We start from the raw sequence: 19,837 nt of genomic DNA, 5'->3' as shown, positions 1-19,837 counted from the left end.
ATGAGCGACGCCCGGCAACTGCACTTCAACGCGTTCCTGTTCGGCTGCGGGCACCACGGCGCCGCGTGGCGGCACCCCGCCTCGCAGGTGGAGCGGCTCAGCGACATCGCCTACTACGAGGAACTGGCGCAGACCGCGGAGCGGGGTTGCCTCGACGCGGTGTTCTTCGCCGACGGGCATTCGGTGCGCGACCCCGCGTCCGGGGGCATGTGGTTCCTCGAACCGCTCACCGCGCTGTCCGCGATGGCGCGGGCGACCGAGCGGGTCGGTCTCGTGACGACCGTGTCCACCACGTTCTACACCCCGTTCCACGCCGCGCGGATGCTGGCGTCGCTCGACCACATCAGCGGCGGCCGCGCCGGCTGGAACGTGGTGACGTCGATGTTCGACGCCGAGGCCCGCAATCACGGTCTCGAGGAGATGCCGCCGCACGACGACCGCTACTCGCGGGCCGCGGAGTTCGTCGAGGTGGCACTCGCGCTGTGGGATTCGTGGGAGCCCGACGCGCTCGTGCTCGACCGGGAGGGCCTCTTCGCGGATCCGGCCAAGGTGAACGCGGTCGGGCATCGGGGCAAACATTTCCTCGTGGACGGTCCGCTGAACGTGCCGCACTCGCCGCAGGGGCGTCCGGTGCTGTTCCAGGCGGGCGCGTCGGATCAAGGCCGTGACCTGGCTGCCCGGTGCGCCGAGGGCATCTACGCCGTCGCCTACGACCTCACGGCCGCGCAGAGTTACTACGGCGACGTGAAGCGGCGCATCCGCGCTGCGGGCCGCGACGCCGACGCCGTGATCGTGATGCCCGGTCTCGTCACCTACGTGGGCTCGACCACCGCGGAGGCGCGCAGGAAGAAGGCGGAACTCGACACACTCCTGCCCGTCGAACAGTCGCTGGCGCAGTTGTCGATGTTCGTCCAGCAGGATTGCAGCGCATGGGAATTGGACGCACCCGTTCCGGCGCTGCCGCCGCTCTCGGAGTTCACCGGACCGCAGGGCCGGTACGACACGATCCTGCGGATCATCGAGAAGGACCGTCCCACCGTGCGGTCACTGCTGGGCACGCTGGCGGCAGGCGGCGGGCACTGCACCATGATCGGAACCCCGGAATCGATCGCCGACGAGATCGAGGTGTGGTTCCGCGGCGGCGGCGCCGACGGCTTCAACCTGATGCCGCCGCTCTACCCGAACGGGCTCGCCGACTTCGTCGACGAGGTGATCCCGGTCCTGCAGAAGCGCGGGCTGTTCCGCGCGGAGTATGAGACGGAGACCCTGCGCGACCATCTCCGGGGTCGCCGGTAGTTGCCACCACAAAGAACACAACCTTCTCTAAGTACGCAACAGTGACTGTGAGCGTCCCTCCCCCCGACACTGGCTGTTATCGCGATCACATCGCGACTCGAGCTCGGACGAGGAGTGGCAATGCTGGTAGCGCTCGGCTTTCTGATGGTGGCCGTGTTCATGTTCTTGATCATGTCCAAACGGGCCACTCCCGTGGTCGGGCTGATCGCCGTCCCGGTCGCATTCGGCATCGCGGCCGGGGCGGGCCTCGGCATCGGCGACATGATCACCGACGGGATCAAATCGCTGGCCCCCACGGCCGCGTTGCTGTTCTTCGCGATCATCTTCTTCGGGATCATGATCGACGTCGGACTGTTCGACCCGCTGGTGAAACTCATCCTCCGGCTCGTCCGCAACGACCCCATGCGGCTCGTCGTCGGCACCGCGGTGCTCGCGATGGTGGTGTCGCTGGACGGTGACGGATCCACGACGTTCATCATCGTGACGTCCGCACTGTTGCCGCTGTACATGAAGCTGAAGGTCAGCCCCGTCGTGCTCACGGTGGTCGCCGGCCTGGCGAACGGCGCGATGAACATCGTCCCGTGGGGCGGACCGACGGTCCGGGCCGCCTCGGCGCTGGGCATCTCCCCGTCGGACGTGTTCGTCCCGATGATCCCGTCGCTCGTGGTCGGACTCGTCGTCGTGCTGCTGTTCGCCGTGCAACTCGGCTACAGCGAACGCCGCCGCATCGGCACACTCGAACTCACCGACGAGCGCCTCCTCGTCGCCGCAGGCTCCGGCCTCCGCCGCTCCGGCTCGGGCTCCGGGGGCAACGGTGACGCACCCCGGACGGGTGGCGGTTCCGGCGACGCCGGTTCGGACGACGGCCAGGGCTTCGCCGACGGCCTCGACCCCCAGCGGCCCACGCTGCGACCGAAGCTGTTGTGGTTCAACATGCTCGTGACCGTGACGCTGCTCGTCGTGCTCGTGATGGACGTGCTGCCGATTCCGGTGCTGTTCATGGTGGCCGCGGCGATCGCGCTGACGGTGAACTTCCCGCGGGTCAAGGAACAGCAGGAAGCGATCACCCGGCACTCGTCGAGCATCGTCTCCGTCGTCGCGATGGTGTTCGCCGCGGCCGTGCTCACCGGCGTGTTCCAGGGCACCGGCATGGTCGAGGCGATGGCGCAGTGGCTGCTCGAGATCATCCCCGCCGCGCTCGGACCGCACCTGGCCGTCATCACCGGCATCCTGAGCCTGCCGTTCACGTTCTTCATGAGCAACGACGCCTTCTACTTCGGCGTCATGCCCGTGCTCGCCGAGACGGCGGCCACGTACGGCATCGAACCGGTCGAGATGGCCCGCGCCTCCATCACCGGCCAGACGTTCCACATGCAGAGCCCACTCGTCCCGGCAATCCTCCTGCTCGTCACCCTGGCGGGGGTCCCGCTGGCGGACCACCACAAGAAGGTGCTGTGGCGCGCGGCGCTGGTGTCGCTGTCGATGCTGGTGGTCGGTGTGGTCCTCGGGCAGATCCCCTGGTGACGTAGTCGTCCGCCGGTGACTTAATCGGCGGAGTCGGACTCCGTGTCGGTGGCGGGCCCCTCGGGGGTTGCGCCACCTTCGCCGCTCCAGTCGGCGCCGGAACCCTTGTCGTCCTCGGCCGGATCGGACACCACGTCCTTGTCCGCGCCGGGGGCGCCGCTGTCGGTGGTCGTCGTCTTCGGTCCGGAATCGTCCTTCGCTGTCATGTCCGACGAATACCCCGACATCGGGGTGTGCCAATCAGACGCTCGCAGGTCCACAGTGCGAAAAGCCCCGTCGGGGATTGGCAGGTGAACAATACTTCGACGTAGTGTTCCCCGGGTTATCGACGATGAAGGAGTGGAACTGTGGCGCGCAAAGTTGTTGTCGAACGCATCGACGACATCGACGGAACTCCGATCAAGAACGGTAAGGGGGAGACCATTCCGTTCTCAGTCGACGGCGTCGACTACGAGATCGATCTGAAGCTCAAGAACGCCAGGGAATTCCACAAGACTCTCGAGTTCTACATCGAGCATGCAACTCGGGTCGGGGGAAGGAAGCGCCGGTCGACCACTGCGGTGGATCCGTCGCAGGGCCGTGGGCAGGCGAAGGAAATCCGGGAATGGGCGACGGCGCAGGGCTACGAGTTGTCCGCGCGCGGCCGTATTCCCGCCCAGATCGAGGAAGCGTACAACGCGGCGCACTGAGATCGCGTCGTCGCGGGTGGTCGAAAAGGGGCCCCCAACCGCCCCCGACCGGGTCGGCTGGGGGCGGTCTCGGACGCAGCCGTCAGTATCGCCGCGCTGCGTGAAACGACATGGAGTTCAAGGCCACTCGCGTGACCGGCCGACCCGGAGCCGGGGCGTGGACGACGGTGTCGTCGCCCGCGTAGATCCCGGCGTGGCCGCCCCCGTAGAAGAGGACGACGTCACCGGGCTGCAGGTCGTCCCGGTCGACGGCGGTTCCGTGCAGGAGTTGCTCGTACGTGGTGCGCGGAACCGATACGCCCGCCTGTTTGTACGCCCACTGGACGAGACCGGAACTGTCGAACGCGCTGTGGTCGCCGGCGCCGCGGGTGCAGGCGATGCCGATTCTGGTGGAGGCGGCGCGCAGGGCGTGGCGTCCCGGCCGCACCGGGGCGGCGCGAAACGTCTGAACCAGGTGAAGCCCGTGGTTTCCGGTGTGGGGGTTCATGCCGTCGGTACTCCAGTGCGCTCGGTGTGGTGTCGCGTCTGCGGGGCGCGCTCTGATTACAGGGTGGCCCCGACACGGGCCGGGCGCACCGGCCGAATTACCTGGATACGTGCCTGTCTTCCCTCGCTCTGCCGCCGGGTTCGAGGGGTCGGTGACAAAATTATTCGATCTGGTCGGTTTGGTACTCGCGAGTAGTGGATGCTGCTAATAACCTCGAGTAGGTAATGATTCTGCAAAGAGGAGTGGTCCGCTGCGTCCTGTGGGCTGGGATGGAGGAAGGCGGACGATGACGATCCGACAAACCGCGAACTGTGCCTTCGGCGTCGCCCGCCTGGCGTTCGATGCAGCAGCCGCCGTCCTGTCCGTTGCCGTGGCCGTACCGGTCGCCTTCGTCGCGGGCGAGGCGAGAACGATGGCCCATACGGCGAGAGGCGACATCACGCCGGCCCCCGAAAATTCGGACCGGGAGCACGTGCATGACCTGGGGACAGTCGTCGAACTGAGCTAGCCGGCCCGGCGGGAACGCCGGAGTCGGAGCCGGGCGTAGGTGACGACCCCGAGCACACCACTGATGAGCACCAGCATGGCGATGCTGAGCAGCCACCACGACGCGGCGTGCTGCCACAGTGTGTCGGGCTCGGTGCCGGTGGCGTTGGTGCGCAGGTCCACCGTCGAGGCGGAGGCCGCGAACCCCCAGCGGGACGGGAAGAGCCACGACAGCTGTTCGAGGACCTTGCGTCCGGTGATGGTGATCAGTCCTCCGCACATCACCAACTGCACCATGATCGTGACCACCAGCATCGGCATCACCTGCTCGTTGGAGCGCGCCACCGAGGACAACGCCAAACCGACGAGGACGCAGGAGCAGGTGGTGACGGCGATGTCCACGATCAGTTCGACGGAGCCCGAGGGAATCAGGCTGCCCCGGCCCGGAAAACCCTTGCCCACGAACACGATCGCCACCATGATCACCGACTGCACGATCGCGGCGGCGCAGAACACGACGATCTTCGCCGTCAGGTAGGCGGACGGGAGCAGCCCGGCGGCGCGTTCGCGGTGATAGATCATGCGTTCGCCGACCAGGTCGCGGATGGTCAGTGAGCATCCCATGAACGCGGCGCCGAGGATCAGCACGACCAGGATCTGGGTGAGTTCGCCCGATTCGTCGAGACCGGACGGCCCGAACCCGGTGTCGCCGGGCACGAGTACAGCCAGCCCGCCGAGGACGAACGGCAGCAGGGACAGAAAGATGAGGTATCCCCGGTCGGCGCGGATCAGCCGCACCTGGCGGCGGGCGACGGTACTCAACTGCTTGCGCCGCGAGGTGTGCGCCGGACTGCCGAGAGGTCCCGGCGGGCTCGGGGCAGGCACCTCAACCGACGGGCGGGTGGCGCGGTAGGCGGCGAACACCCCGTCCGGGTCGGCCGCGACGCGGGCGAAGATGTCGGCCCAGTCGGTGCTGCCGAGCGCGGCCCCGACCCGGTCCGGCGGGCCCACGTACGCGGTCTTGCCGCCGGGTGCGAGGAGCAGCACCTGATCGCACATCTCGAGGTACGACAGCGAATGGGTGACGATCACGACGACGCGGCCCGAATCGGCGAGCCGGCGCAACGTCGCCATGATCTGCCGGTCGAGCGCGGGGTCGAGGCCCGACGTCGGTTCGTCGAGGATCAGCAGGGACGGGCCGGTGAGCAACTCCATCGCGACGGACGCGCGTTTGCGTTGTCCGCCGGACAGCCGGTCGACCCTCGTGTCGGCGTGTTCGGACAGTTGCAGTTCACCCAGGACCGTCGCGATCACCTCCTCACGGTCTTCCCGGCTGGTGTCCGGCGGCAGTCTCAGCTCCGCCGCGTAGCCCAGCGCCTGCCGGATGGTCAACTGGCGGTGCACGACGTCGTCCTGGGGGACCATCCCGATGCGGGAGCGCAGCACCTGGTATTCGGCGTGCACGCTGCGTCCCTCGAATTCGACCACGCCCTCGGTGGGTCGTTCCGAACCGGAGATGATGGTGGCCACCGTGGTCTTGCCCGCGCCGGACGGGCCGATCACCGCGGTGAGGCTGCCCGGCTGGGCGGTGAACGTGACGTCCTCGAGCAGGCGGCGCCCGCCTTCGATGGTCAGTCCGACGCCGTCCACGCGCAGACCGCCCGCGGTCGGAGACACCACGCGCCGCGGAACGAGCCGGCCTTCCCGCACGCCGAAATCGGTGTTGCCGATCGTGACGACGTCGCCGTCGGTCAACTGCGCGCGCGACACCCGGGCGCCGCCGACGAACGTTCCGTTGACGCTCCCCAGGTCGTCGATCTCGAGGCCGGACGGCACGTGGTGGACGATGGCGTGATGGCGTGAGGCCAGCACGTCCCGGACGACGATGTCGTTGTCGGGCGACCGCCCCACCGTGAGTGATCCCGCCGGAGTCTCGTCGTGCGGTGTCGCAGTCGGGGCGCTGGGTGTCCCGACGCTGATCGTGGACTCGTCCCATCGGGCGCCCACGTCCTGTCGCGTCGCGTCCGGATCTTCGATCGAGAGCCGCACGACCGGACCCTCGGTCGCGTCACCCAGGCGGACGCGGACGGGGCTCGTGACGGGAACCTTCTCGCGGCGCTCACCGTCGACGTAGATCCCGTTCTTACTGCCGGAGTCGACGAGCTGCCAGCCGTCGTCCCAGGTGAGCTGCGCATGTTCGCGGGACACCACGGGGTCGACGATCGTGACCTCCAGCTGCGGATCCCGGCCGATGCGGACGGCTTTGCCCGCGCTGTGGGTCGTGCGGGCGTGTTCGGTCTCGACCACGACCCGCGGGTGCTCTGTGTTCGCCCGGTCGTCCATCGCCACGGCCTCCGGTCAGCGTCATCGGGCGTAGAGCGTCGACTCCTCCATGGTCGCACGCACTCCCCGGGCGGCGTGGGCAGAACGGGTACTCCCGAACCCGGGGCTTCCAGTGAGGAACACTGGGTCGGGTGAGTACGTCCCTGGCGAATCCCGGTGTCGGACTGGCCGTGCTGTGCACCGTGATGGTCGTCTGTGCGGCCGTGGTCTACCGCTTCACCCGGCTCGGTAGTCCACTGGTCGTGCCCGCCGCGGCGATCCGGGGCGCCGCCCAGCTCGCCGCGGTGTCGCTGATCCTGGCCGCCGCTCTCGCGCAGTTGTGGTCCTCGATCCTCGTGCTGGTCGTCATGTTCGCGGCGGCGGTGGGGACATCAGCTCGGCGTGCGAGGGCCGGGCGGTCCGCGCTGTGGCTGGCGCTGTCGCTCACGGCGGGAGTGGGCATCGTGCTGCCATTGATGCTGGTGAGCGGGGTGGTTCCGCTCGAAGGTGTCGCCCTCGTTCCGGTCGGCGGGATCGTGCTCGGCGGCGCGATGACGGCGACCTCCCTCGCGGCGCGGCGCGGGCTCGATGCGGTCGAACAGCGGTGGGGTGAGGTGGAGGCGGGGCTCAGTCTCGGGCTCAGCGTCCGCGACGCCCGCCTGGAGGTGGTCCGGTCCGCCGCCTCGGACGCGTTGCTTCCGGGGCTGGACCAGACCCGGACCGTCGGGCTGGTCACCCTGCCGGGAGCGTTCGTCGGGGTGCTGCTCGCGAGCGGTTCCGCCGTCCAGGCCGGCGCCGTCCAGATCCTCGTTCTGGTAGGGCTGCTGCTCGCGCAGACCTGCGCGGTGGCCGTGACGATCGAACTGGTGGCCAGGGAGGCCGTCCGCCGGCCACGGGAGCACGCCGTGCCCACCTGAAAGCTGCGGCCACGGCCTCTGTCTGGCCCGAACCCCGGTCGATCACGTGGCCGGTCCCGCATACTGGGCGGTGGTCGGTCCCTGCTGACGAGGCGGTGTCGTGTGGTGCATCCCGAGGTATTGGTGGTCGGAGCGGGTCCTGTCGGTCTGACGGCGGCGATCGAACTGCGCAGGCGAGGCGTCGCCTGCCGCATCATCGATCCCCTGCTCGAGCCGCCGCAGTACGCGAAGGCGGTGGGAATTCAGCCGCGCACACTCGAGGTGTTCGAGAGCATGGGTGTGCTGCGGAACATCCTGGACGCGTCGATCGAGATGCTCGGGCAGATCGTGTACGTCAACGGCGACGAGGTCGCCCGGCTGGACCTGTCGCTCCCAGCGGACATCCCGTTCGAATTCATCGGGCTGCCCCAGTACGAGACCGAACGCATCCTCACCGAGCACCTGGCCACGTTCGGCACCACGATCGAACGCGGAATCAGGCTGACGGCGTTCGAACAGGACGACGACGGCGTCGTCGCCACGGTCACCGGAGCGGACGGCGACGAAACCGTCCGAACCCAGTACCTTTTCGGCTGCGACGGCGCGCACAGCGTGGTCCGCAAGGGTCTCGGCCTCACCTTCGAGGGCGGTGCGTTCGTCGAGCAGTACATGCTCGGCGACGTCGAGGTCGACTGGACGATGCCGCGCGGCTACGGAATCCGGTCGATGCATCAGACGGACGGCGAGACCGACGACCTGCTCGTGTGCATTCCGCTGCCCGGGCGCCGCCGCTACCGGATGTCGATGCTGGTGCCCAGCGATCTCGCAGGCACCGGAACTCCGGCGGCCGACAAGATCGCGCACGGTTTCGAAGCGGGACCGACGCCCGAGCTGAGCCACATCCAGGCCGTGCTCGACCGGCTGTCGCCCCAGCCCACGCGGGCGTCGAATCTTCGCTGGTCGTCCGTCTTCCGGATCAGTCACCGCATCGTCGACTCGTACGGGCGCGGCCGGGTGTTCGTCGCGGGCGACGCCGCGCACATCCATCCGCCGACCGGCGCACAGGGCATGAACACCGGCATCCAGGACGCCCACAACCTGGCGTGGAAGGTCGCGCTGGCGGTGTCCGGTGCCGCGGCCCCCGATCTGCTGGACAGCTACGACGCCGAGCGGCGGCCCGTCGGGGAGGAGGTGGTGGGACGCACCGTGCGCAGCGCCCGGGAGGGAATCGGGGCGGGGTCGTCGGATCCCGACTACGTGATCCGCCGCGAGGCGCAACTTCTCATCAGTTACGCGGACAGTCCGATCGTCGGCCGACCGGAGTCGAATGCGGCACTCGTGCCCGGCAGTCGGGCACCCGACGCCCGCGGGCTGACCCGCACCACCGTCGCGTTTCCCCTCCGGCTGTTCACGCTCCTCGCGGGACCGAACCACACGCTGCTGCTGTATGCCGACGACTCGGTCGACGCGCGCGGGCTGGAACTGCTCGAGGCCGCCGCGACGTCGGTGGACGCGGCGACCGGCGGACTCGTCGACACGTACCTCGTCGCATCGCCTGCCGCCGAGGTCGGCGAAACGGTGCTGCCGCTGATCCGGGACCGCGACGGCGAGTTCGCCCGCGCCTACGGAACCGAAGGTTCCGCCGCGTTCGTCGTCCGCCCGGACGGCTATCTGGGATTCCGGCAGAGTCCGGTCGCCGTCGACGGACTCACCGAGTATCTGAAGCCGACTTTCCGCTGAGTTCGACGGTCGTGGGCAGGCCACGCCGGATGTCGCCCGGCGCGGGCTTGCCGAGCGGTGCCCCGGCCCGCGTGGCCGAATCCAGCAGCCACGGCACGCTCGTGACCATCACCCCGGACGTGAACAGCAACCGGCCCTTGAGACGCAGCGCATTCTGGTTGTGCAGCAGGTGTTCCCACCAGCGACCGACCACATATTCGGGGATGAAGATAGTGACGACTCCGCCGGGAACCCGCTTCCGGACGGATTTCACGTATCCCACGATGGGGCCGGTGACTTCGCGGTACGGCGATTCGAGGACCTTCAGTGGCACCGGAATCTCGTATTTCTCCCACTCCCGCTGCAACTTCGTGGTGTCGGCGCCCTGCACGGTGACGGCCTCGAGCGTCGTCGGATGGGTGGCGCGGGCGTACGCGAGGGCACGGGCGGTGGGTTTGTTGAGCACGGACACCAGCACGATGGTGTGCACCTGGGAGGGCAGGGTGAAGCTGTCCTCGTCGACGACGAGGAGCGCCGCGATCCGGTCGTAGTGCCGCCGCACCCCGCGCATCAGGAAGAACAGGATCGGCATCGCGATGACCACCAGGTAGGCGCCCTCGGTGAACTTCGTGATCGTGACGATGACAAGGACGGTGCCCGTGAGGACGGCGCCGGTGCCGTTGAGCGCCCGCCTGCCGCGGATACGACGCCGTTCGCGGGAGTCGGATTCGGTTGCCAGCACACCGTTCCAGTGCCGGACCATGCCCGCCTGGCTGAGGGTGAAGGACGTGAACACCCCGAGGATGTACAGCTGGATGAGGTGGGTGACGGACGCGTGGAACAGGACGATCAGCCCGCCCGCCGTCACCGCGAGGAGAACGATGCCGTTGCTGAACGCCAACCGGTCGCCGCGAGTGTTGAGCTGGACGGGAAGGTAACGGTCGCGGCCGAGCACCGACGCGAGCAGCGGGAAGCCGTTGTAGGCGGTGTTCGCGGCGAGCACGAGGATCAGCACGGTCGCGGCCTGCACGTAGAAGAAGCCGAAGTTGGTGGTGCCGCCGAACACGGCGGCCGCGATCTGCGCGATGACGGTGCGCTGCGGGTCGGTCTCGCAGTTTCCGGAGAACCCGATCAGATCGCACGGATTCACCGCGACGTGAACCTTGGCGACAATGGCCAGCGCGGTGATTCCCGCGAACATCACGATGGCCGTCGCCGCCATCGCCATGAGGGTCTTCGCGGCGTTGGCGCTCTTCGGTTTACGGAACGCGGGCACCCCGTTGGAGATCGCCTCCACCCCCGTCAGCGCGGTGCATCCGGACGAGAACGCGCGCAGCGCGAAGAACACGAGGGCCAGACCGGTCAGCCCGGACAGTTCCGGTTCGATAGTGTAGCCGGCGCTTTCGGCGACGGGTGTCGAACCCACCGCGACACGGATGAACCCCGTCACGATCAGGATCATCACGCCGGCGATGAACCCGTACGTCGGGAAGGCGAACATGGCCCCCGATTCGCGGATCCCGCGCAGGTTCATCACCGTCAGCAGCACCACGAACGCCACGGCCAGGGTCACCCGGTGCGTGTCCAGCACAGGCACCGCCGAGATCAGATTGTCGACGCCGGCCGAGACCGACACCGCCACCGTCATCACATAATCGATGAGCAGTGCGGACGCCACCGTCAATCCTGCGGACGGGCCGAGGTTCTTGGTGGCCACCTCGTACGAGCCGCCCCCGCTGGGATACGCGTACACCACCTGGCGGTACGACAGGGCGACGACCGCGAGAAGCACCACCACCCCGACCGCCAGATACGGTGTCAGATAGAAGTACGCGAGACCGCCCAGCGACAGGATCAGCAGGATCTCCTGCGTCGCATACGCGACGGACGACAGCGGGTCGGACGCGAAGATCGGCAGCGCCAGACGCTTGGTCAGCAACTGCTCCCCGAGATCGTCACTGCGCAGCGGGCGTCCCAGAGCCAGCCGCCGGACCGCTCGAACGAGAGCCACCACCAGTTCAGCGTAGAACCGCGGTGGGGTGCAGCGCGGGTTTTCGCTCTCAGGCCGCGCTGCACCCCACCGGAGGGCTACACGTACGCAGGCCGGCGTGTGGCGCCGGGTGCCCGGGTGCGCTGCCGCTCGAGAACCTCGGCCCGCGCCTCGACGTCGGTGGCGAGGTCGACGATCGCCGCGGCCAGAGCGTAGGCCCCGTCGACGATGGCGTCGTCGGCGGCCGGCGAGATCGCGTCGGCCGCGAATGCCGCTGTGTGTGGCGCCGCCGTCGAACCCATCACCCCGATCAACGGGTGGATCGACGGGAGGGCCTGGGAGACGTTGCCCATGTCGGTCGATCCGCCGCCGAGTGCGCCGCCGTTCAGCGGTGTCATCACCCGGCCCCGATGCCCGAGGGCGGCGTCGAAACGGTCGGCGAGGAACGGGTGCTGGACGAGGGGCTCGTAGATCGGATCGACAGGGGTGACGGCGTAGCTGCATCCGGTGGCCGTCGCGGCGCCGTCCACGCAGGCGAGCACCTTCTTCTTCAGTTCGGCGGTCTCCGCGAGGTCGAAGGAGCGCACCTCGGCCTCGACGACCGCGGTTGCCGGAATGATGTTGGAGACGTCGCCACCGGACAGCGTGACGGCGCTGACCCGCACGGTGTCGGGCAGGTGCTGCCGCAGCAGTCCCACGGCCACCTGCATGACCGTCGCCGCGTCGCCCGCGTTGATCCCTGCGCTCGGCGCGGCCGCCGCGTGCGACGCCCGCCCGGTGAACTCGACCCGGAACCGGTCGCGGGACTGCGACGTGCTCCCCGCGGTGGGCACGACGATGCCGGGACCGGGGTGAACCATCAGCGACACCGTCGCGTCCTCCCAGGCGCCGGCCTCCAGCATGTGGGCCTTGCCCGCACCCTTCTCCTCGGCCGGCGTCCCGAGAAGCTTGACCCGGATGCCGAGCTCGTCCGCAACCCGGGACAGCGCGATCGCCGCCCCCGCTCCGGCAGTCGCGATGATGTTGTGGCCGCATGCGTGCCCGATGCCGGGGAGGGCGTCGTACTCGGCGCAGACCACGACCGTCAGGTCACCGCTGCCGTACACGGCCTCGAGGGCGGTGTCCTGCCCCCAGACACCCACGTCCACCGTGAAACCGGCATCGCGGAGCAGGTCTGCGACGAGCGCCGCCGAACGGTGTTCCTCGAACGCGAGTTCCGGATGGGCGTGCAGGTCGTGGCTCGTGGCGACGAGGCGGTCGCGCCATTCGAGGACGGTGTCCTCCACGCGTCGCTTCAACTCCTCGGCGACTGCGTTCGGGCCGCCGGAGACGTCGATGTCGCCGGCAATTGCGGTGTCGGTCATGAACTTTCCTTTCTTCTGGAGAGAACGGTGATCACGCCTCGGCGGGCGCGGCGGCAGTGACGGTAGGCGCAGTGCGGTCGGCGGCGGGTCCGCGTGTCACCACCGCGAGGCCGGCGACGGCGAGCGAGAGCAGCCCGCAGATCACCCACACCGCTTGGTACCCCGCCTCGCTCGTGATCACCGAACCGCCGTCGAGCGTCGCCGTGAACCCGGACATCACCGCAGTGAAGCTGGCGCCTGCGATGGCACCGGCGACGGTGCGGGCAGTGTTGTAGAGGCCCGATGCGATGCCGACCGAGTCCCGTGGCGCCCGTGCCACCACCACGTTGGGGAGCGCGGAGATGATGATGCCGTTGCCGAGTCCGGACACGACGAGCCACACGAGGACGCTGACGGTGTCCGAGTGCAGCACCGTGAGCAGGGCGTACCCCAGTGCGGCGGCCACCGCGCCGACGATGACGGCGGTGACGTCGCCGACCCGCGCACCCAGCCGCGGTCCGGCGAACGTGCCGGCGAACGCCGCGATCGACGCGAACACGAGGACCAGCCCGATCAGCGACGATGACAGGCCGAGCCCGAATCCGGCCGCTGCCGGGTCGGTGCCGACGAAGAGCGCGATCGGGGTCTGGCTGCCGAACAATTGGGCCCCGAACAGGGCCGCGAGCAGGATCGGCAGCCCGACACCGGCACGGCCGGAGAGCATCGCGAAATCGACCAGCGGCGAGGACACCCGCCGCTCGAGCACCACCCACAGCGCGAGAAGCGTGCCGCCGAGCAGGAGCCCACCCAGCACCGGCCCCGACGCCCACCCGAACCTGTTGCCCGTGCTGATCGCGAACAACGCGAACGCCAGCCCCGCCCCCAGGAGAATCGCCCCGGCCCAGTCGAGGCGGCCCGACGTGCGCGCCGTCGTTTCGGGGACGAAGGACACCACGACGACGAGCGCGAGCGCCATGAGTGCCGCCGGAACGAGAAGCAGCACAGTCAGACTGAGGAACGATGCGAGGACCCCGGACAGGACGACGCCGACGCTGGCGCCGAGCGTGAGCCCGCCGACCAGCAAACCGATCGCTTTCCCGGACTGCTCCCCGGCGCGCTCCCGCACGATCGCGAACTCGAGCGGCAGGAACGCCGCGAGTGCGCCGGTGATCGCCCGGCCCAGGATGAAGATGCCGAACGTCGGGGCGAGCGCCGACACGACGCTGCCGACCGTGACCATCGCCGTCGCGACGACGAGCATCCGCTTGTGTCCGTACTGGTCGCCCATCTTGGCGAGCAACGGCACGAGGACCGCGGTCGCGAGCAGATAACTCGTCTGCACCCAGTTCAGGTCGGCGGGGCCGACCGAGTACTTCTCACCGATCGCCGAGAGGACCGGACTGAACCATGCCTGGAGGAATCCGCTCGACAGTTCCATGGCGAAGAGGAACCCGACGAAGCCGGCCGCGGCGCCGAGACGCCGGTCGGAACCGGCGCCGGTGGGAATGGGGGATCGGAGTGCTCCCATGTGTGACCTCCAAGGTTGCGGGCCGCCTCGGGAGGCGACATGACAATATGAGCGAAACGACCGAATCGATGCGTCCGAGTGTTGGGTCAGTGAATTTCTGCGGTGTAAATGCGCAGAAGTTGACGCTGAGGAGGTACTGATATGCAGGAGAAGACGCCCACGGAGGACGAACTTCGACTTATCCACGCGTTGCAGGTGTGGCCGCGGGTGCCGTGGTCGCAACTCGGGCCGATCCTCGGGGCCGACCCGGTGACTCTCGCGCGACGGTGGTCCGGGCTGAGCGAACGGGGCATGGCCTGGGTGACGGTCCAGCCGCCGATGTCCGAGGCCGCGCGCGGCGCGATCGTCGAGGTCGAGTGCGTCGCCGGGTCGATCGACGTGGTGATCACCGAGTTGTCCCAGGACACCGAGTGCATGTCGATCGACGTCGCCTCGGGTGGTCGCGACCTGATCCTCACCGTGGGCTGCCCCGACCCGACAGCGTTCAACCGATACGTCGTGTCCCGCGTCGCGGGCATCCCCGACGTTCGCACCGTCCGCACGCACCCGGTGATCACCACGATCTCCGGAGCATCGCAGTGGCGTCTGCGCGCTCTCGACGCCGACGAGTCGGGCGCGATCGACGCCGCCCGACGCCGCGACGCCGTCCGGCTCTCGGCGATGTTCGCCCGTCCGCCGGTCGCCGAACGGGACATCATCGCCATCCTGTCCCGCGACGGTCGTGCGACGACTCGGACCGTCGCGGAGGCCCTCGGGACCTCCACGCGGCGGGCGCGCGAACGGCTCAGTGCGACCCTCGCTTCGGGCGCTTTCGAATTCCGCACGGACATGCCGCGCTGGGCCTCGGGGTATCCCGTCTGCGCGTGGTACTTCCTCCGGGTTCCCGCCGCCCAGATGGCCAGGGTCGGCGCCAACCTGAGCGGGCTGCCAGCGGTGCGGACGGTGTTGTCGGTGGCCGGGCCTGCCAATCTCCTGGTGTCGGTGTGGTTGCGTGGACTCTCCGACGTCGAAGGGCTCGAGGCCGTCGTCGAGCAGAAACTGCCCGCGGTCAGCATCCTCGACCGGTGCCTCGTTCTCGGCGTCCGCAAACGCATGGGTCGGGTGTTCGACGAGGACGAACTGCCCATGCAGTAGGCGCTCCGCGCCCGTGCGCCTTTCTGGTTGTTCCAGCTACCAAAAAGGCGCACGAGCGCGAAGCGCCTGTGATCGCGCTCACATCCGGTGTCCCTGGGAATTGATCGCAGGGTTGGCACGTTAGTTGAGTCAGTAACGCTCAACTTATAGGAGGCTGAGGAATGCCAGCATTCTTCGGGCCGGAGGGCCCAGGTCGCATCGACATCAGTCGGCTCATGAGCCGCTCCACCCAGGAGCTCATGGCTGCTGCCGCCCGCTTCGCCGCAGGTCGTGGCGACGCGGAACTCGATGCACTCCACGTTCTGCGCGTCATGACAGAACACGACCCCGTCAGTTCCCTGATGCGCCGCGCAGGCGCCGACACGTCGGCCGTCGCCGATTCCGTCGAGCTGCGACTGCCTCAGGGCCGGGACACGTCAGGCTTTGCAACGCCCGCACTGAGCGGTGCGCTGAAGACCGCGCTGCTCGAGGCGCATCAGCTCGCGCGTGCTCTCGGTTCCACCTACATCGATCCCGAGCACCTCTTCCTGGCGCTCGCCGCGGATCAGGACCACGCCGCAGGACGACTGCTCGCGTCCGAGGGCATCACCCCGGAACGCCTGCAGACCGCGGTGCAGGGCGGGTCGGTGGAGGAGTCCCCGGACTCCGAGACCCCCACGCTCGACAAGTACGGCTTCGACCTCACCGAACGCGCACGCGGCGGCGGAGTCGACCCGGTGATCGGGCGCGCCGACGAGATCGAGCAGACCATCGAGATCCTGTCGCGCCGCACCAAGAACAACCCCGTGCTGGTCGGTGAGGCCGGCGTCGGCAAGACGGCGGTCGTCGAGGGCCTGGCCCAGCGCATCGTCGACGGCGACGTCCCCGACCGTCTGACGGGTAAGCGCATCGTGCAACTCGACCTGTCGAGCATGGTGTCGGGCACCCGGTACCGCGGCGACTTCGAGGAACGCCTCAACAAGGTGATCGACGAGATCTCGGCCCACTCGGACGAGCTGATCGTCTTCATCGACGAGGTGCACTCCATCGCCGGTGCCGGTGGCGGCGCCGACGGTGCGATGGACGCCGGCAACATCCTCAAGCCGAAGCTGGCCCGTGGTGAACTGCACATCGTCGGTGCGACGACGCTCGACGAGTACCGCAAGCACATCGAGAAGGACCCGGCGCTCGAACGGCGCTTCCAGCCGGTGACGGTGGCGGAGCCGAGCGTCGAGGATGCGGTGGCGATCCTGTCCGGTCTGCGTGACCGGTACGAGGAGCATCACGGTGTCCGCTACACCGACGAGGCGATCACGGCCGCGGTCGAGCTGTCGGCCCGCTACATCGGCGACCGCTTCCTGCCGGACAAGGCGATCGACCTGATCGATCAGGCCGGCGCCCGGTTGCGGCTGCGGATGCCGAGCGTCGACGTCGAGGCTCTGCGGGCGAAGCTGGCGGAACTCGAACAGGCCAAGGAGCAGGCCGTCGCCGACGAGCAGTACGAGAAGGCGTCGAGTCTGCGCGACGAGGCCACGGCGGTCCAGGCCCGAATCGACGGGAAGTCCGTCGGTGCGTCCGACGCCGCGCCCGAGGTGACGGCCGAGCAGATCGCCGAGGTCGTGTCGCGGGCCACCGGGATCCCGGCCAGCCAGATGACCGAGGAGGAGAAGGAACGTCTCCGCCGGCTCGAGGACGAACTGCACCGCCGCGTCATCGGCCAGGACGACGCCGTGAAGGCGATCGCCCGGGCCGTGCGCCGCAGCCGCACCGGGATGAACGATCCCGACCGTCCCGTGGGCAGCTTCCTGTTCCTCGGACCGACGGGTGTCGGCAAGACCGAACTCGCGAAGGCTCTGGCCGCCACACTGTTCGGTGACGAGAACAAGATGCTGCGGCTCGACATGAGCGAGTTCGGTGAACGTCACACGGTCAGCCGGCTCGTCGGTGCTCCTCCCGGCTACGTCGGGTACGGGGAGGCGGGGCAGCTCACCGAGCAGGTCCGGCGGAACCCGTACTCGGTGATCCTGCTCGACGAGATCGAGAAGGCGCACCCGGACGTGTTCAACACGCTGCTGCAGGTGCTCGACGACGGTCGGCTCACCGACGGTCAGGGCCGGACGGTGGACTTCAAGAACACCGTGCTGATCATGACCAGCAACCTGGGATCCGACATCATCTCCAGCAAGTCGGGTGCGCTGGGCTTCAGCACCGGAGACGCGGAGGCGTCGGAGAAGCCGCTGCGGGATCGGGTGATGGGCCGGCTGCGCGAGTCGATGCGTCCGGAGTTCCTGAACCGGATCGACGAGATCGTGATCTTCCGCAAGCTCGACACCGATCAGCTGCACCGGATCACCGACCTGCTGCTGGACGACAGCCGGAAGCGGCTGCAGTCCAAGGGCATCGAGATCTCGTTCAGCGACGCCGCGGTCGACTGGATTGCCGAGCACGGACACCAGCCCGAGTTCGGGGCGCGCCCGTTGCGCCGGTCGATTCAGCGGGCCGTCGACGATCGGATCGCCGATATGCTGCTCGACGACGTCCTCGTCGAGGGTGGCAGCATCGCGGTCGGCGTGGCCGACGACGAGTTGGACCTCGTGGTCGGCTGATCCCCCACGTGAGTGGCAAAGTGTGCTCCCGCACGCTTTGCCACTCACGTGTGTGGGTAGCCCCTTACCCGCCCTCGCCGTTCCCGATCAGCACCCGGTGATGAGATGTGCGCCGTGCACCGTCACCTGTGCGTTGTGCAGGGCTGCACTGTGATCCGGGTGTGTGCCCGGGGTGCGCTGCCCTCCGCGCAGGAGAAGTGGCCGGATTGCCGCCGACCGCGGTGCGTGCTCGCCTCCGGAACGGTTACCCACTACCCGGCGAAAGGTCAGTCGAGCAACTCGACTTCCCAATTCGCCTTCTGCACTTGCAGATCGATCGCCCGGATCCGCCGCGCGAGATCGTCCGCCCTACGCCGCAGATCCCGGACGGGCAACGCCGCGACGAAGACGAGTTCGGAGCGCAGCTGCCTGCCGTATCGGTCCTGCTCACGACCCGAGGCGGCATCCGCTGCCGCGGACACCACCCGGTGCCGGATGCGCAGCATGTCCCGGCGGGCCAGCGCGTCCGTGATTCTCGCATCGCCGAGTGGCGCAGCGGTATTCGTCCGGTTGATTCTGCGCACCAGGACTTCCGTGCGGTCCAGGACCTCGTCCAGTTCGGCGAGGAGCGCCGCGGCGTCCTCCGCCGGCGCCTCGCCCTCCTGATGTCGGGCATTGGTGAGGATGCGCGACTTCAGTTGCTCCACCCGGCGCGTCAGATCGCCGCGTTCGGCCAGTGCCTCAGCCAATTTCACGTGTACCTCCTTCCTCGAAGACGTCGTGGGGCACAGCGAATGTGAAGGCAGGGTCGCGGCACCGGGTGGGTACCGAGCGAAGCGCGCCGAACGCGCGGGTGAATTCCCCGAGGCAACGTGTCGGAGAGAAATCTCGGAGGGCGCTCATGCGCCTTTCGTCGAGTCGAATTCGAGCATCTTCAATTGGTACCACATCGCCGCTCGAGTAGCGACGGTATTTTCTCCCCAGGTGAGTGCCGAAGTGTGTTCCGCCATCCTTCGGCACTCACGTGCTGGTGGGGGCGACTATCGTCGTGGGTATGCGAGCGGAAGACGGCGAATTGACCTCCAAACACCAGCCGTTGCTGGTGCTGAGCAAGATCACGGAGATCCTCGATGCCTTCAGTCTGTCGCGTCCGTCGATGACTCTGGGCGAGATCCACCAGGCTACGGGCCTGCCGACGTCGACGGTCCAGCGGCTGGTCAGCAACCTGGTGGCGCAGGAATTCCTCGACCGGTCCGGCGACCAGATCCGGATCGGCGTCAAGATGGCATTTTGGGCGGCGACGGCCACCAAGGGACTCGACGTGCTGGCCGTCGTCACGCCGGTGCTGAAGGAGATCCGCGACGCTACCGGTGAGACCGCCAGCTTCTTCCGGGTCGAGCAGGGCTACCGCGTGTGCGTGGCCATCGCGGAGACCGAGCACGCCCTGCGACGGAACATGTACGTCGGAAAGATCGTCCCCCTGCCCGCGGGGTCGGCCGGCCGGGTGCTGCTCGCCTGGAACCCGGACCTCACCGAGCAGGTCCTCGCCGGACCCATCGAACCGATGACGGAGGGCACCGTCACCGACACCGCGGTGCTGCGCGAACTGATCCACCAGGCGCGGGCCGACGGGTACGCCATCACGGCGGGGGAGCGGGAGGACAGCGCTTCGGGATTGGCTGCGCCCGTGTTCGATTCGTCCGGCGACGTGCTCGGCGCGCTGGCGATCAGCGGGCCGACCCTCCGCATGCCCCGCGAGCAGTGCGAGAAGTGGGTGGATCTGCTCGTCGGCAGCGCCGAGCAGGTCACCCGGACGCTGGGCGGCCGCTACCCGTCGTGAGGCGTGCTCGCGCGTCACG

The 19,837-nt window shown here is 68.5% G+C and carries 16 protein-coding genes; 9 read left to right on the top strand and 7 right to left on the bottom strand.

The genetic code is table 11. The features are described from left to right. Complete coding sequence (locus CA951_RS15420) at positions 1 to 1,296, top strand: LLM class flavin-dependent oxidoreductase (protein WP_087557659.1); 1,296 nt, start codon at positions 1 to 3, stop codon at positions 1,294 to 1,296. 84 nt (positions 1,297 to 1,380) lie between these two features. Next, positions 1,381 to 2,820, top strand: coding sequence for a CitMHS family transporter (locus CA951_RS15415; RefSeq protein ID WP_373413877.1), 1,440 nt, complete (start codon positions 1,381 to 1,383; stop codon positions 2,818 to 2,820). Positions 2,821 to 2,840: 20 nt separating this feature from the next. Here CA951_RS15415 and CA951_RS15410 read toward each other — a convergent pair whose 3' ends face one another. Then, positions 2,841 to 3,026, bottom strand: coding sequence for a hypothetical protein (locus CA951_RS15410; protein WP_087557844.1), 186 nt, complete (start codon positions 3,024 to 3,026; stop codon positions 2,841 to 2,843). 141 nt (positions 3,027 to 3,167) lie between these two features. Here CA951_RS15410 and CA951_RS15405 point away from each other — a divergent pair, with 141 nt between their 5' ends. Beyond that, on the top strand, positions 3,168 to 3,509 hold the full coding sequence (locus tag CA951_RS15405; RefSeq protein WP_087557657.1) for an Lsr2 family protein: 342 nt from the start codon (positions 3,168 to 3,170) through the stop codon (positions 3,507 to 3,509). 82 nt (positions 3,510 to 3,591) lie between these two features. Here the strand turns inward: CA951_RS15405 and CA951_RS15400 are convergent, their stop codons facing one another. Continuing rightward, complete coding sequence (locus tag CA951_RS15400; protein ID WP_087557656.1) at positions 3,592 to 3,996, bottom strand: C40 family peptidase; 405 nt, start codon at positions 3,994 to 3,996, stop codon at positions 3,592 to 3,594. A gap of 286 nt (positions 3,997 to 4,282) precedes the next feature. Between CA951_RS15400 and CA951_RS15395 the strand changes: the two genes are divergently transcribed. Next, positions 4,283 to 4,504 carry a hypothetical protein gene (locus CA951_RS15395; protein ID WP_087557655.1) on the top strand — a complete coding sequence of 74 codons (222 nt, stop codon included), beginning with the start codon at positions 4,283 to 4,285 and terminating at the stop codon, positions 4,502 to 4,504. On the opposite strand, the gene CA951_RS15390 is transcribed toward CA951_RS15395, so the two are convergent. Beyond that, positions 4,501 to 6,825 carry an FHA domain-containing protein gene (locus tag CA951_RS15390; RefSeq protein ID WP_087557654.1) on the bottom strand — a complete coding sequence of 775 codons (2,325 nt, stop codon included), beginning with the start codon at positions 6,823 to 6,825 and terminating at the stop codon, positions 4,501 to 4,503. The two genes, CA951_RS15395 and CA951_RS15390, sit on opposite strands and share 4 nt — an antisense overlap. Before the next feature lie 131 nt (positions 6,826 to 6,956). On the opposite strand from CA951_RS15390, the gene CA951_RS15385 reads away from it, so the two are divergent. After that, entirely contained in the window at positions 6,957 to 7,721 is a 765-nt protein-coding gene (locus CA951_RS15385) for an ABC transporter permease (protein WP_087557653.1), read from the top strand. 102 nt (positions 7,722 to 7,823) lie between these two features. Further along, a complete protein-coding gene (locus tag CA951_RS15380) occupies positions 7,824 to 9,440 on the top strand; it encodes an FAD-dependent monooxygenase (RefSeq protein WP_087557652.1) in 1,617 nt (538 codons plus the stop codon). On the opposite strand, the gene CA951_RS15375 is transcribed toward CA951_RS15380, so the two are convergent. The 3 genes from CA951_RS15375 to CA951_RS15365 form a co-directional block, all read right to left on the bottom strand. Beyond that, positions 9,409 to 11,433 carry an APC family permease gene (locus CA951_RS15375; protein ID WP_087557651.1) on the bottom strand — a complete coding sequence of 675 codons (2,025 nt, stop codon included), beginning with the start codon at positions 11,431 to 11,433 and terminating at the stop codon, positions 9,409 to 9,411. The genes CA951_RS15380 and CA951_RS15375 overlap by 32 nt on opposite strands. A 74-nt stretch (positions 11,434 to 11,507) precedes the next feature. Continuing rightward, on the bottom strand, positions 11,508 to 12,773 hold the full coding sequence (locus CA951_RS15370; RefSeq protein ID WP_087557650.1) for an amidohydrolase: 1,266 nt from the start codon (positions 12,771 to 12,773) through the stop codon (positions 11,508 to 11,510). 31 nt (positions 12,774 to 12,804) lie between these two features. Beyond that, entirely contained in the window at positions 12,805 to 14,280 is a 1,476-nt protein-coding gene (locus tag CA951_RS15365) for an MFS transporter (protein WP_087557649.1), read from the bottom strand. A gap of 141 nt (positions 14,281 to 14,421) precedes the next feature. On the opposite strand from CA951_RS15365, the gene CA951_RS15360 reads away from it, so the two are divergent. Together CA951_RS15360 and CA951_RS15355 are read left to right on the top strand one after the other, a co-directional pair. Then, positions 14,422 to 15,414 carry an Lrp/AsnC family transcriptional regulator gene (locus tag CA951_RS15360; RefSeq protein ID WP_087557648.1) on the top strand — a complete coding sequence of 331 codons (993 nt, stop codon included), beginning with the start codon at positions 14,422 to 14,424 and terminating at the stop codon, positions 15,412 to 15,414. A gap of 161 nt (positions 15,415 to 15,575) precedes the next feature. Further along, positions 15,576 to 17,999, top strand: a complete 2,424-nt coding sequence (locus CA951_RS15355; RefSeq protein WP_087557647.1) for an ATP-dependent Clp protease ATP-binding subunit — start codon at positions 15,576 to 15,578, stop codon at positions 17,997 to 17,999. A 266-nt stretch (positions 18,000 to 18,265) separates the two neighbouring features. On the opposite strand, the gene CA951_RS15350 is transcribed toward CA951_RS15355, so the two are convergent. Continuing rightward, complete coding sequence (locus tag CA951_RS15350; RefSeq protein WP_087557646.1) at positions 18,266 to 18,733, bottom strand: DIP1984 family protein; 468 nt, start codon at positions 18,731 to 18,733, stop codon at positions 18,266 to 18,268. Positions 18,734 to 19,032: 299 nt separating this feature from the next. Between CA951_RS15350 and CA951_RS15340 the strand changes: the two genes are divergently transcribed. Beyond that, complete coding sequence (locus tag CA951_RS15340) at positions 19,033 to 19,818, top strand: IclR family transcriptional regulator (protein ID WP_087557843.1); 786 nt, start codon at positions 19,033 to 19,035, stop codon at positions 19,816 to 19,818. Positions 19,819 to 19,837: the final 19 nt, after the last annotated feature.

It is taken from the genome of Rhodococcus sp. NCIMB 12038 (genome assembly GCF_002165735.1).
Taxonomy (GTDB): domain Bacteria; phylum Actinomycetota; class Actinomycetes; order Mycobacteriales; family Mycobacteriaceae; genus Rhodococcus_F.
This window is presented reverse-complemented; position numbering and strand designations above follow the sequence as displayed.